The sequence below is a fragment of the Pseudomonas sp. DD1 genome (genome assembly GCF_044510355.1).
GTDB lineage: Bacteria > Pseudomonadota > Gammaproteobacteria > Pseudomonadales > Pseudomonadaceae > Aquipseudomonas > Aquipseudomonas shahriarae.
In genome coordinates, this window is record NZ_MSAJ01000035.1 from 43,976 (window position 1) to 57,167 (window position 13,192).

11 protein-coding genes are annotated in these 13,192 nt (G+C 60.7%); 2 read left to right on the top strand and 9 right to left on the bottom strand.

Features of this window, described 5'->3' with window-relative positions; all coding sequences use genetic code 11:
• Nucleotides 1–7: 7 nt before the first annotated feature.
• A complete protein-coding gene (locus PSFL_RS21710; protein WP_397470474.1) occupies nt 8–1,180 on the top strand; it encodes an aminotransferase class V-fold PLP-dependent enzyme in 1,173 nt (390 codons plus the stop codon).
• 1,090 nt (nt 1,181–2,270) lie between these two features.
• On the opposite strand, the gene PSFL_RS21715 is transcribed toward PSFL_RS21710, so the two are convergent.
• Genes PSFL_RS21715 through zwf form a run of 3 tightly spaced genes read right to left on the bottom strand, consistent with a single transcriptional unit; the run spans nt 2,271 to nt 5,120 of the window.
• Nucleotides 2,271–2,936 carry a bifunctional 4-hydroxy-2-oxoglutarate aldolase/2-dehydro-3-deoxy-phosphogluconate aldolase gene (locus PSFL_RS21715; protein ID WP_057439953.1) on the bottom strand — a complete coding sequence of 222 codons (666 nt, stop codon included), beginning with the start codon at nt 2,934–2,936 and terminating at the stop codon, nt 2,271–2,273.
• Between the two features lie 17 nt (nt 2,937–2,953).
• On the bottom strand, nt 2,954–3,667 hold the full coding sequence (gene pgl, locus PSFL_RS21720) for a 6-phosphogluconolactonase (RefSeq protein ID WP_169959654.1): 714 nt from the start codon (nt 3,665–3,667) through the stop codon (nt 2,954–2,956).
• The gene (gene zwf, locus PSFL_RS21725) at nt 3,654–5,120 is read right to left on the bottom strand and encodes a glucose-6-phosphate dehydrogenase (protein WP_057439956.1); all 1,467 of its coding nucleotides are present in this window, start codon (nt 5,118–5,120) and stop codon (nt 3,654–3,656) included. The genes pgl and zwf overlap by 14 nt, the downstream gene beginning before the upstream one ends.
• Before the next feature lie 219 nt (nt 5,121–5,339).
• Between zwf and PSFL_RS21730 the strand changes: the two genes are divergently transcribed.
• Nucleotides 5,340–6,200, top strand: coding sequence for a MurR/RpiR family transcriptional regulator (locus tag PSFL_RS21730; RefSeq protein ID WP_169866643.1), 861 nt, complete (start codon nt 5,340–5,342; stop codon nt 6,198–6,200).
• 85 nt (nt 6,201–6,285) lie between these two features.
• Here PSFL_RS21730 and PSFL_RS21735 read toward each other — a convergent pair whose 3' ends face one another.
• The 6 genes from PSFL_RS21735 to PSFL_RS21760 form a co-directional block, all read right to left on the bottom strand.
• Nucleotides 6,286–7,131 (bottom strand): D-hexose-6-phosphate mutarotase, encoded by an 846-nt coding sequence (locus PSFL_RS21735; RefSeq protein ID WP_057960488.1) that lies wholly within the window; start codon nt 7,129–7,131, stop codon nt 6,286–6,288.
• Between the two features lie 162 nt (nt 7,132–7,293).
• Nucleotides 7,294–8,640 carry a carbohydrate porin gene (locus PSFL_RS21740; RefSeq protein WP_057439963.1) on the bottom strand — a complete coding sequence of 449 codons (1,347 nt, stop codon included), beginning with the start codon at nt 8,638–8,640 and terminating at the stop codon, nt 7,294–7,296.
• Between the two features lie 178 nt (nt 8,641–8,818).
• Nucleotides 8,819–9,976, bottom strand: coding sequence for an ABC transporter ATP-binding protein (locus PSFL_RS21745; protein ID WP_128593440.1), 1,158 nt, complete (start codon nt 9,974–9,976; stop codon nt 8,819–8,821).
• A 2-nt stretch (nt 9,977–9,978) separates the two neighbouring features.
• Nucleotides 9,979–10,821: a carbohydrate ABC transporter permease gene (locus tag PSFL_RS21750; protein ID WP_057439965.1), complete on the bottom strand. Its 843-nt coding sequence runs from the start codon at nt 10,819–10,821 to the stop codon at nt 9,979–9,981.
• A complete protein-coding gene (locus tag PSFL_RS21755) occupies nt 10,814–11,722 on the bottom strand; it encodes a carbohydrate ABC transporter permease (RefSeq protein WP_029296391.1) in 909 nt (302 codons plus the stop codon). The genes PSFL_RS21750 and PSFL_RS21755 overlap by 8 nt, the downstream gene beginning before the upstream one ends.
• 169 nt (nt 11,723–11,891) lie before the next feature.
• Nucleotides 11,892–13,178 (bottom strand): ABC transporter substrate-binding protein, encoded by a 1,287-nt coding sequence (locus tag PSFL_RS21760; protein ID WP_057439967.1) that lies wholly within the window; start codon nt 13,176–13,178, stop codon nt 11,892–11,894.
• Between the last annotated feature and the right edge of the window lie 14 nt (nt 13,179–13,192).

The following is a 13,192-nucleotide window of genomic DNA, read 5'->3' on the forward strand; positions in this document are numbered from 1 at the left end:
CCCGCCCATGCCCCACACCCGCGACGAAGCCTATTGGCAGGCCATTGCCCAGCGCTATGACCTGGAGCCCAGCCCCATCAACCTGGAAAACGGCTACTTTGGCCGCATGAGCCGGGCCGTGTTGGCCCAGTATCAGGAGCACGTGGCCTTCATCAATCGCAGCAACTCGGTGCATGTGCGCCAGCGCTTCGAGCAAGGGCAACATGTCGAGATTCGCCGGCAACTGGCCGAGTTGGTCAACGTCGACCCAGAAGCGATTGCTTTCACCCGCAATGCCACCGAAGCCCTGCAGTCGCTGATCCGCAACTACAACCGCCTGCAGCCGGGCGACCAGGTGCTGATCAGCGATCTGGAATACGACACGGTCAAAGGCGCCATGCGCTGGCTCGCCGGCTACCGGGGTGTAGAGGTGATCGAAGTGTCCCACGCCCATCCGGCCAGTTTCGACAGCCTGCTGCAGACTTATCGCGACACCTTCAGCCGCTACCCACGCCTGAGGCTGATGGCGCTGACCTATGTCACCCACCGCACCGGCCTGGTCATGCCGGTGGAGGCCATCGCCCAGGTTGCGCGGGAATATGGCGTCGAAATCATCCTCGATGGCGCCCATGCCCTTGGCCAGATCGAGTTCGACCTGGCCCAGTTGGGCATCTCGTTCGCCGGCTTCAACCTGCACAAGTGGATCGGTGCACCGCTGACCCTGGGCTTTCTCTATATCGCCCCGCAGCGGCTGGCGGACATTGACCCGGACATGGGCGAGTTCCATTACCCAGCCAGCGACGTGCGCGCCCGTACGTCCTACAGCACGCCGAACTTTCCAGCGCTGATGACCTTGCCGCTGGTGCTCGAAGAGCATCGGGCCCTGGGCGGCGCGCAGGCCAAGGGGGCGCGGGTGAAATACCTGCGTGACCTGTGGGTGAGCCAGGTACGGCCATTGCCGGGGATCGAGGTGCTGACCTCGGATGATCCACGGTTGTATTGCGCGATTACGGCGTTCAAGTTCAACGGGCGTGATCAACAGCTGATGGCGAATCGACTGCTTGATGAATACAACCTGTTTACCACCCTGCGCAGTGGGGCAGCGTTTGGTACCTGCATACGGGTGACACCGGGGGTGGTGACGTCGGCGGCGGACATCGACGTGCTGGTCAATGCCATTACCAAGCTGAACACTGATTAAAATGTGGGAGCTGGCTGGCCTGCGATGGCGGTGGGTCAGTCAAATATCGGTTAACTGAACCAGCGCTATCGCAGCATAGGTATCTACACAACTCTTTTCTGGGGTTGTGTACATATCCGTTGTTGCGGTTATGGCGGCTATTGGTTCCGCCCTTACGGCGGGTCACTTTTGGAAAAGAGCCCCAAAAGTAACCAAAAGGGCTCTTGCCCCACCACTCGGCACCTCGCCTAGGCTCGGTGTGCCCGTCATCCGACATTGATTTGGGGGGCCGCCGCGATGGGCCATCCATGGCCCAGCGCGGCTAACCCGGCGTCCTGCCGGGTTACCCCCCAAATCAATATCGGATGACGGCCAGCGTGGTTTAACGGGGCGCCTAAGATCAAAATCAAAGCAAAGCGAGGCGGCCTGACAGCCGACCTGATCGTCGAGATGTACGCATATACCTGTGGGAGCTGGCTTGCCTGCGAAGGCGGTGTATCAGTCGATAAATGTATTGGCCGATACACCGCCATCGCAGCGATGCGGCGACCCGACAAGCCAGCTCCCACAGGGGGGGAATGCAGCTTCGCGCCCCGGCTTTGCTGTTGCTGTTGCTCTGCTTTTGATCTGGCTTTTGATCTTGATCTGAGGCGCCCCGTTAAACCACGATGGCCGCAGGCAGGTATTGCGCAGTGGGCACCCCGGCATGGATGCCGGGGTAGCCGCGACACGGCCATGGATGGCCGATCGCGGCGGGCCCACGGAGCAATGCCTGACTGCGGGCATGCCGAGCCTAGGCGAGGCACCGAGTGGTGGGGCAAGAGCCCTTTTGGTTACTTTTGGGGCTCTTTTCCAAAAGTGACCCGCCGTAAGGGCGGAACCAATAGCCGCCATGACCGCAGCAACGGATATGTACTCACACCCAATAACCAAAAAAAGCGAGTTGTGTAGATACCTATGGCCATCACAGGCAAGCCAGTTCCCACACAAGCCCCCCCCATTTGAATTACGGTGATATTTCGCTTTTCTATAGGCAAAAAAAAGCGGCGCACCGACCAAGTGCACCGCAAACATGCCGTGAAGCACAGCAACAACGATTCGGTAAAGCCAATCAGTCCAGCAGTGCCAGCGCCTCGGCGGTGACTTCCTGGATGCGCGCCCAGTCGCCGTTCTTGATCCACTCCGGATCAAGCATCCAGCTACCGCCCACGCACATCACGTTTTTCAACGCCATGTAGTGTTTGATGTTGGCCGGGCCAACGCCGCCAGTGGGGCAGAATTTCACTTCGCCAAACGGTCCGCCCAGGGCCTTGATTGCCGCCACACCGCCGCTGACTTCCGCCGGGAACAGTTTGAAACGACGATAGCCCAGGCCATAGCCTTCCATGATGCCGGAGGCATTGCTGATGCCGGGCAGCAGCGGGATCGGGCTGTCGACACTGGCTTCAAGCAGGTCACGGGTAATACCGGGGGTGACGATAAACTGCGAACCCGCCGCCTCGGCAGCCGCCAGCATGGTGCGATCGAGCACCGTGCCCGCGCCCGTCACCAACTCCGGACGCTGCTCACGCAGGACCTGGATGGCCTTGAGGCCGAACTGCGAACGCAGGGTCACTTCCAGCGCGGTCAAGCCACCCGCCGCCAGGGCATCGGCCAGGGGCAGAATGTCCTGTTCGCGGGCAATGGTGATCACTGGCAGGATCCGCGCCTTGGCGCAGAGGCTGTCGATCAGGGCAACTTTATCCGCCATGGACACGGTCGGGTGAGGGCTTTTCATAGCGGCTGATCCTTGGCTCATGGGCACCAGTAAATCTCTAGAGTGGGTTGCAAAAACGCGCGAATCGGCATGCCGGCAACATCGTCGCTGGCCAGCGCTTCGCTCAGGGTATGGAGTTTCGAATCGCCGGCAATCGACAACACGGTGTAACGGGCGCTGGCCAGCAATGCACGACTCATGGTCAGGCGCTGATGGGGCACGCTCGGCGCCAGCATCGGCCAGCACCGGCGGGTGCCATCGGGCTGCAGCGCTTCGGCCAGGTTCGGGCTGTTGGGGAACAGCGACGCGGTATGCCCGTCATCGCCCATGCCCAGCACCAGCACATCAATCGCCGGCAGTTCGGCCAGCAAGCGATCCGCCTGCTCGGCAGCGCCGTCCAGGTTCGCGGCGGCGCTGTAAAGGCTCAAGAACTTGGCCTTGGCCGCCGGGCCTTGCAGCAGATGTTTCTTCAACAGGCCGGCGTTGCTGTCGGCATGTTCCACCGGCACCCAGCGCTCATCGGCCAGGGTAATGGTGACCTTGGACCAGTCCAGGCCCTGGCTGGCCAGGTTCTGGAAAAACGCCACCGGGCTGCGGCCACCGGACACCACCAGGGTCGCCTCGCCACGGGCACTTATGGCCGCGCGCAGTTGTTCGGCCACGTCGTTGGCCAAGCCTTCGGCCAGCAGTACCGGCGTGCGGTACTCATGAGGTGTTACGCCCTGGGGCAGTTTCAAATCAGATATCGCCATACCACGACCTCCCATCCCGCGTAATCAGTGCAATGGAGCTCATCGGCCCCCAGGAACCCGCCGCGTACGGCTTGGGCGCATCACCGGACTTCTTCCACCCGGCGATCAACTGGTCACACCACTTCCACGCGGCTTCGATTTCATCTTTACGGACAAACAGGTTCTGATTGCCGCGCATCACTTCCAGCAACAACCGCTCGTAGGCATCGGGAATCCGTGCGCTGCGGTAGGTGTCGGAAAAATTCAGTTGCAGTGGCCCGCTGCGCAGTTGCATGCCCTTGTCCAGGCCCTGCTCCTTGGTCATCACGCGCAAGGAAATACCTTCGTCCGGTTGCAGGCGGATGATCAGCTTATTGCTGATCTGCAGGCGCTGTTCGGGGGCAAAGATATAGTGGGACGGTTCCTTGAAGTGGATAACGATCTGCGACAACTTTTGCGGCATGCGCTTGCCGGTGCGCAGGTAAAACGGCACCCCGGCCCAACGCCAGTTGCGAATATCGGCCCGCAGGGCGACGAAGGTTTCTGTATCGCTCTGGGTGTTGGAGTTATCTTCTTCCAGGTAACCCGGCACCGGCTTGCCGGCGCTGTAGCCAGCAATGTACTGGCCGCGCACGACCTGGGTGGTCAGGCCTTCCGGGCTGATCGGCGCCAGGGCCTTGAGCACCTTGACCTTCTCGTCGCGGATGCTGTCGGCGGACAAGTCGGCCGGCGGGTCCATGGCGATCAGGCAGAGCAGTTGCAGCAGGTGATTCTGGATCATGTCCCGCAGTTGCCCGGCCTTGTCGAAGTAGCCCCAGCGGCCTTCGATACCCACCTGCTCGGCCACGGTGATTTCCACGTGGGAGATGTAATGCTGGTTCCACTGGGTTTCAAACAGGCTGTTGGCAAAACGCAGGGCAATCAGGTTCTGCACCGTCTCTTTGCCCAGGTAGTGGTCGATGCGGTAAGTGCGGTTTTCCGGGAAAAACTGCGCCACGGCGTCGTTGACCTTGCGCGAGGACTCCAGGTCCGAACCGATGGGTTTCTCCAGGACCACCCGGGTATTTTCCGCCAGGCCGACCTTGGACAGGTTCTCGCAGATCGCGCCGTACACCGCCGCCGGGGTGGCGAAGTAGGCGATCAGGCGTTGTTCGGTGCCGGCCTTGGCGGCCAGGGCCACGTAGTCATCGGCATTCATGAAATCGACATGCACATAGGCCAGGCGCGCGAGGAAGCGCGCAGCTACCGCTTCATCCAGTTCCTGACCGACGTATTTGCGCAGTTCGCGCTCGATATGGTCCAGGTGCTGCTGCTCGGAGCCAGCTTCACGGGCCAGGGCCAGGATGCGGGTGTCGGCATGCAAGAGCCCGGCGCCATCGAGTTGATAAAGGGCAGGAAATAACTTGCGCAGCGCCAGATCACCCAAGGCGCCAAACAGGGCAAAGGTGCAGGGTTCCACGGTTATCGAAGGCATGATGTTTGTTCTTTTATCAAGTTAAGCTACAAATACCTTTTTTCAAGGCATCACTCAAGGAAAAATGTAGTAATAACCACAACATTTTCCCAAAATACGCATTGCGAGTGGTGGTGTTCAACTACCCTCAGTAGGATAGGCCACCGCCAAGGGCCGCTCGTCGACCTGTTACTGGCCCTTACTTGCATCGTCGCCCGAAGGAAAGACTGAATGGACCGCGTGCGCAATCTTCTGGAACAGATCCGGAACCGCCTCGAAGAATTGAACAAGGCCGAGAAAAAAGTCGCCGAGGTCATCCTGCTCAACCCACAGCAGGCGACCCGCTTCTCGATCGCTGCCCTCGCCCAAGCCGCCTCGGTCAGTGAACCGACGGTCAACCGTTTCTGCCGCTCGTTCGGCGTCAGCGGTTACCCTGAACTGAAATTGCAACTGGCGCAAAGCCTGGCCAGTGGCGCGGCCTATGTCAGCCGCGCCGTGGAGGCCGATGATAACCCCGAGGCCTACACGCAGAAGATTTTTGGCAGCGCCATCGCTTCATTGGACAGCGCCTGCCAGGCCCTGGACCCCGCGCTTATCAGTAAGGCCGTGGACTTGCTGATCCAGGCACGGCAGATCCACTTCTTCGGCCTCGGTGCTTCGGCGCCAGTGGCCATGGATGCCTTGCACAAGTTCTTCCGTTTCAACCTGTCGGTGACGGCCCACGCCGACGTATTGATGCAACGCATGATTGCCTCGGTGGCGCATACCGGCGAGCTATTCGTGATCATTTCCTACACCGGCCGCACCCGGGAATTGGTGGAAGTGGCGCGCATTGCCCGGGAGAACGGCGCCTCGGTGCTGGGCGTGACGGCCGAAAACTCGCCATTGGCCAAGGTCAGTACGGTGAGCTTGAACATCCCGCTGCCGGAAGACACCGACATCTATATGCCAATGACCTCGCGGATCATTCAGTTGACAGTGCTGGATGTGCTGGCGACCGGCATGACCTTGCGCCGTGGTGTGGATTTCCAGCCCCATCTGCGCAAGATCAAAGAGAGCTTGAATGACAGCCGGTATCCGGTGGGGGATGAGTTCAACTAAAGCTGGAATCGCCTCCAGCAGGGCCAGCCCAGCCCGCTACCTTGTGGGAGCGGGCTGGCCCGCGATGAGGCCCAGGGCAACACCACTACCCCCCCGCCCGGGCCTGCAAACTCAAATGCGCCCTCTCCCCCGGCGCCAAGCTGGCCCCAGCCATGGCCGACTCCACACACACAAAGCCCGACGCCTCGTTAAAGCTCACCCCCAGCAATGGCCGGCTGCCCGGATGCCAGACCACCGTGTCAGCACTGTCGCCAGTGTCGATGCACAGTTCGCGCTGCCAGGCGTGGTCCTTGAGCTGCAACTCCCCCTCATGCTGGAACACGCGCTGGCAGCCGCCATCGACGCGCAACTCACCTTGCTGCTGGCAAACCTGACGACTCAACTGGTCGTAACCCTGCGCCCCGTCGAGCCCAGACAGCGCTATCTCGCCCACGTTGCCAATCCGCCAATAGGCGTGCAAAGCGTGGCTCAACTGGCACGGCAGCTCATCCTGATGCTCGGTGCTCAGGCGCAGTTCGAGGGTTTCGCCCAGGTGCGCATGCAGGTCCACCTGCCAATCGCACAGCTGCAATTGCCAATGCAGGCGCACACCGTCGTCATCGGTGCTGCTGTCCAATAGCTTCCAGTCAATCAAGCGTGCCCAACCATGGGAGGGCCAGGCGTTTTCGCTGGGATGGCGGCCATACCACGGCCAGCACACTGGCACGCCGCCACGGATCGCCCCGACCTGCGGCCACTTGGCCGCGCACCACAGCCATGGCTTCTGGCCCGTGGGTTGGAAATGCAGCAACTGCGCGCCCTGGCGGCTGAATACCGCCTGACACAGGGGATGGTCAATCACCAATACGTCGCGCATCTGGAAGCGCTCCCAGGCGAATATCGGTTGCTCGCGCAGGGATTTGAAAAAGCGTTGCAGCGGATGCTCATGCATGTGCCACGGTCCTGTAGATCACTATCGCTCACCTCTTTGGTGAACCTGTGGAAGCTGGCTTGCCAGCTCCCACACGCGTTATGCGCACCCGCTCAAAAAAAAGCGGATAGCCATGGCTACCCGCAAAATGCGCACAGAGAGAAGGAGCTTATCGCAACCGCGTTAGAACACCGACTGAATTTTCAGACCGGCGACCAGGGCGTTGTCGACTTTATCCACGCCACCTGGGTGGGTGACGTATTGCAGGTTGGGACGCACGGTCAACCAGTTGGTGACGTGGAAGCCGTAGTTGATTTCGTAGTTGTACTCGGTGCCGCGCAGTGGCGCATAACCTGCCTGGCTGTAATCGGTGAAACCGCCCGCTTCGTTCAACAACTCGGCGTTCTTGCGCACGTCATCGTTGACATGCAGGCGAGCAGCGCCAATGCCGACGTCATCTTTTGGACGCGCATCGAATGGGCCTTTGTACACCAGCATGATCGACTGATAGTTGTCGACCGTGTTGGTTTCCTTGTCGTGGAAGGTGGCGTTGGCCGCGATGTTCAGGCCGCGGGAAGCGTCGCCGTTATGGGTGGTGAGCTGCTGCTGGGCAACGAACCAATAGCCTTTTTTGCTGCTGCGGGTACGGTAGTCTGCGCCAGTGGTGGCCGCATTGTCGCCGTTGACGTCTTCACGTACGTCGGGAGCATCGGCGGCGCTCTTGTAGTAACCCACACGGTATTCGCCCGGCAGGTTATTGACCTTCGGCGACCAGACCAGCTCCACCGGAATCACGGTGCCCTTGGTGCCACTGCCGCTGAGCTTGAAGCCGTTGCCGTGCTCCAGTTGCGAGGGGTTCTGGTTGTACGCGCCGATCTGCGCATACAGCTCAGGCGTGATGTGGTACTTCACGCGGATCGCGGCCTGGCTGACCGGCCAGTTGTACCAGGTGTTGACGTAGTTACCCACTTGGGAGCCGCAGAACGAGAGGTTCTGGAAGTCGCACGGGAAGGTGTTGAAGTCTTCGCCTTCACCGAAGTAACCGAGTTTCACATCCAGCTTGTTGTCGAACATCTGGTGCTGAATCCAGAACTGGGTCAGGCGCACCATATGGCCACGGCCGTACACTTCTTGAGACGAACTCAAGGTGCCGGCACGCGGGTCGCCAATGCGGTCATTGGAGATGTTGCGGCCATTACGGCTGGTCATCTGGATCTTGGCCTGGGTGTTGTCCCAGCCCCAGAGTTTTTGCAGGTCCAGCGCTACGCCGAGGCCGAACTGGTCAGCATAACGACCGGTCTTGTCATCGTTGTAGCCGCCGTGGGCGTTGTAGCCCGCTTCCCCAACGTAGTCGGCCTTGATGTCGATACCCCGCTCGATCAGCTTGGTCCGCTCGCCGCCCCAATCGCCGGTCATCCACTTGGAATCGGCACTGAAGGCCTCGTCTGCCATCGCATTGGCGGACAAAACCAGCGCTGCCGCTGCTGACAGCTGGCAGATCAAGCGAGTGTTGTTGTGTTGCTTTTTCATCCCTACATCCTCGTCTTTATTGTTATTAACTGTTTTTATCTAACGCGGTTTACAGCTATTTCCGAAACATCCACATCGAATGTGTGGGAGCGGGCTTGCTCGCGATGGCATCACTGCGGTGTGCCTGGTAGACCGAGCGGCCTGTATCGCGGGCAAGCCCGCTCCCACATTTTGATTTTCAGCGGCCTTTAAATTGGGTGACGTTGTCGGCGTGTGGCACTGGCACTGACGCGGCGGTGCCCAGGCGTTCGCCGGTCTTGGCGTCGAACAGCAGCACCTTGGCCGGATCGAACTGCAAGGTCAGGCTCTCGCCCACTTGCGGCGCCACATCCGGCGCCAGGCGGCAGCAGACCTTGGTGTCATTGAGCTGCACGAACACCAGGGTGTCCGGGCCTGTGGGCTCGGTCACCTGGACTTCGGCACGAATGCTCGGCAAGCCATTGCCCTCGCCGCTGGCCAGAACAATTTGCTCCGGGCGCAGGCCGAGGATCACATCGCGGTCTTCAAGGCCCGCATCGTTCATGCCCAGTGGCAATTCGCAACGCGCCTGGCCGCTGTCGAGCAGGGCCAGCAGGCGGCCCTCCTTGCGTTGCAGGCGCAGGGGGATGAAGTTCATCGGCGGCGAGCCGATAAAGCTCGCCACAAACAGGTTGGCCGGATCGTTGTAGATGTCTTTCGGCGTGCCGAACTGCTGGATGATCCCGTCCTTCATCACCGCCACTTTGTCGCCCAGGGTCATCGCTTCGATCTGGTCGTGGGTCACGTAGACCGTGGTGGTTTTCAGGCGCTGGTGCATCAGTTTCATTTCGGTGCGCATCTCGACCCGCAGCTTGGCGTCGAGGTTGGACAGTGGCTCGTCGAACAGGTAGATCTTCGGCCGCCGCGCCAGCGCCCGGCCCATGGCCACACGTTGTTGCTGGCCGCCCGAGAGCTGGCCCGGCTTGCGATTGAGCAGGTGCTCGATCTGCAGCAGCTTGGCCACCCGCGCCACTTCCTCGTCGATGTCGGCCTGGCTCATCTTGCGGATTTTCAGGCCGAACTCGATGTTCTCGCGCACGCTCATGGTCGGGTACAGGGCGTAGGACTGAAACACCATGGCGATGTCCCGGTCCTTGGGGCTCATGCCGCTGACGTCCTGGTCACCGATCATGATCGCGCCGCCGCTGATGTTCTCCAGGCCGGCGATGCAGTTCATCAGGGTCGACTTGCCGCAGCCCGAGGGCCCGACAAGAATCAGGAACTCACCGTCCTTGATCGACAGTTCGATGTTCTTCAGGGTGTCCGGCAGACCGGCACCATAGGTCTTGTTTACGTTGCGAAGTTCGAGCGTAGCCATGATTACCCCTTGACCGCGCCAGCCGTGAGGCCGCGCACGAAATACTTGCCTGCGACCACATAGACCAGCAGGGTCGGCAGCCCGGCGATCATCGCCGCCGCCATATCAACGTTATATTCCTTGGCCCCGGTGCTGGTGTTGACCAGGTTGTTCAGCGCCACCGTGATGGGCTGCGAATCACCGCTGGAGAACACCACACCAAACAGGAAGTCGTTCCAGATCTGGGTGAACTGCCAGATCAGGCAGACCATGATGATCGGGGTCGACATCGGCAGAATGATCCGACGGAAGATGGTGAAGAATCCTGCGCCATCCAGGCGCGCAGCCTTGACCAGCGCATCCGGAATGCTCACGTAGTAGTTGCGGAAGAACAGCGTGGTGAATGCCAGGCCGTAGACCACGTGCACGAACACCAGGCCGGTGGTGGTGCTGGCCAGGCCCATTTTGCCGAGGGTGAACGAGGCCGGCAGCAAGACGGTCTGGAACGGCAGGAAGCAGCCGAACAGCAACAGGCCGAAGAACAACTGCGAACCGCGAAAACGCCACATCGACAGCACGTAGCCGTTCAACGCGCCGATGGTGGTGGAGATCAGCACCGCCGGGATGGTGATCATGAACGAGTTCCAGAAGTACCCGTTTACCGTGGCCCAGGCCTTGACCCAGCCGATCCCGGTAATCACCGTCGGCCAGCTCAGCAGGTTGCCGGTGCTGATGTCTTCCGGGGTCTTGAAGCTGGTCAGCAGCATCACCACCAGCGGCACCAGGTACAGCACCACGGCGAGGATCAGCACCGCATGGATCGCCAGGCGGCTGAAGCTGATGGAAGGTTTGGCGAGACTAGTCATGGCGCTTGGTCCTCAGCTCGGAGTACAGGTAAGGCACGATGATCGCGAGGATCGCGCCGAGCATCAGGATCGCACTGGCCGAGCCCATGCCCATCTGGCCGCGACTGAAGGTGAAGGAATACATAAACATCGCCGGCAGGTCGGACGAGTAGCCAGGGCCACCGGCCGTCATTGCCGCCACCAGGTCAAAGCTCTTGATGGCGATGTGCGCAAGGATCATCACCGCGCTGAAGAACACCGGGCGCAGGCTGGGCAGCACCACGCTCCAGTAGATACGCGGCAGGCTCGCGCCGTCGATCTGTGCGGCACGGATGATCGACTGATCAACCCCACGCAGGCCGGCGAGGAACATCGCCATGATAAAGCCCGAGGCTTGCCATACCGCCGCAATCACCAGGCAATACACCACGCGGTCCGGGTCGATCAGCCAGTCCAGCCGGAAGCCTTCCCAGCCCCAATCGCGCAGCAGTTTGTCCAGGCCCATGCCAGGGTTGAGCAGCCATTTCCAGGCAGTACCGGTGACGATCATCGAGAGCGCCATCGGGTACAGGTAGATGGTGCGGATAAAGCCTTCGCGGCGGATGCGCTGGTCGAGAAAGACCGCCAGCAGCACGCCGATCACCAGGGTGATGCCGATAAACATGCCGCCGAACAGCGCCAGGTTTTTGCTCGCCACCCACCAGCGGTCGTTGTCGAACAACCGTGCGTATTGCGCCAGGCCCACCCATTTGTAGGTGGGCAGGAAGGTGGAGTTGGTGAACGACAGCACGAACGTCCACAGGATGTAGCCATAGAAGCCCACCAGGACGATGAACATGCTCGGGGCCAGCACCAGTTTGGGGAGCCAGCGCTGCAATGCATCGAACGGCGAGGCCTTGCTGAACACAGCAACAGAACTCATGGGGAAATCCAGGGCAGGGAGTAAGGGACTAATGGGTAACCTTGTGGGGGCCGGCTTTAGGTGGGGGCTGGTTTGCCTGCGATGGCATCACCTGGGTGTCACTGCTACACCGAGGCGCCTGCATCGCGGGCAAGCCCGCTCCCACACTGAAACCGATTGCCCCTAGGGGTTACTTGGCAGACTTGATCGCCGCACCAAGTTTCTTGGCGGTGTCGGCCGGGTCGGCTTTCGGGTCGTTGATGAAGTTGGTCACCACATCAAAGAACGCGCCCTGTACCGCCAGCGTGGTCGCCATGTTGTGCGCCATGCTCGGTTGCAGGCCGCCGGACTTGGCATCCACCAGGAAGTCCTTGGCCGCCGTCTGGGCGCAGCTGTCGAAGCCGTATTTGGCCATGTCGCCGAGCATGTCGTTGCGCACCGGGATCGAGCCCTTGTTGATGCTGAAGACCTTCTGGAAGTTCTCACCCAGCACGACCTTGGCGATGTCTTGCTGACCGGCCGAGGTGCCGGCATCTTTCTGCTTGAACACCGCCAGGGAGTCGATGTTGTAGGTGAAGGCCTTGTCGGTGCCCGGGAAGGCTACGCACTCGTAGTCCTTGCCGGCGATTTTCTTGGCGGCTGTCCACTCGCTCTTGGCCCAGTCACCCATGATCTGCATGCCGGCCTTGCCGTTGATGACTTTGGCGGCTTCCAGGTTCCAGTCCTGGCCCTTGCCGTCGGCGTCCATATAGGTCGCGACCTTTTTCAGCTCGGTCAGCGCCTTGACCATGTCCGGGCCGGTCAGAGTCGCGTTGTCGAGGTCGACCAGGGCTTTCTTGTAGCCGTCCACGCCCATGACCGAGAGCACCACGGCTTCGAACACCGTACTGTCCTGCCAAGGCTGGCCACCGTGGGCGAGCGCAATGAAGCCGGCAGCCTTGAGCTTGTCACCGGCGGCATAGAATTCTTCAAGGGTCGTAGGGTTTTTGCTGATGCCGGCTTTCTTGAAGACTTCAGGGTTGATCCACAGCCAGTTGACGCGGTGGATATTCACCGGCACGGCCACGTAATCACCTTCGTACTTCACCGTGTCGGAGACTTTCTTGTCGAGCAGTTCGTCCCACTTCTCGGCCTTGGCCACGTCCTTCAGGACGTCGGTGTCGAGCAGCCCGGTGGACGCCCATTCCTGGATGTCGGGGCCTTTGATCTGGGCCACGCCTGGCGGGTTGCCGGCGACCGCGCGGCTTTTCAGCACGGTCATGGCCGTGGCACCGCCGCCGCCTGCGACGGCCCCGTCTTTCCAGGTAAAACCGTCTTTCTCAACTTGGGCCTTCAGGACATCCACCGCCGCCTTCTCACCGCCCGAGGTCCACCAATGCACAACTTCAACCGTCCCTTTGGAGTCGGCGGCAAATGCACTGAGGGGAAACAACGAGGCAATGGAAATAGCAACGGCGAGGCGATTAATCGCGTTCATCTGAGTACCTTTTT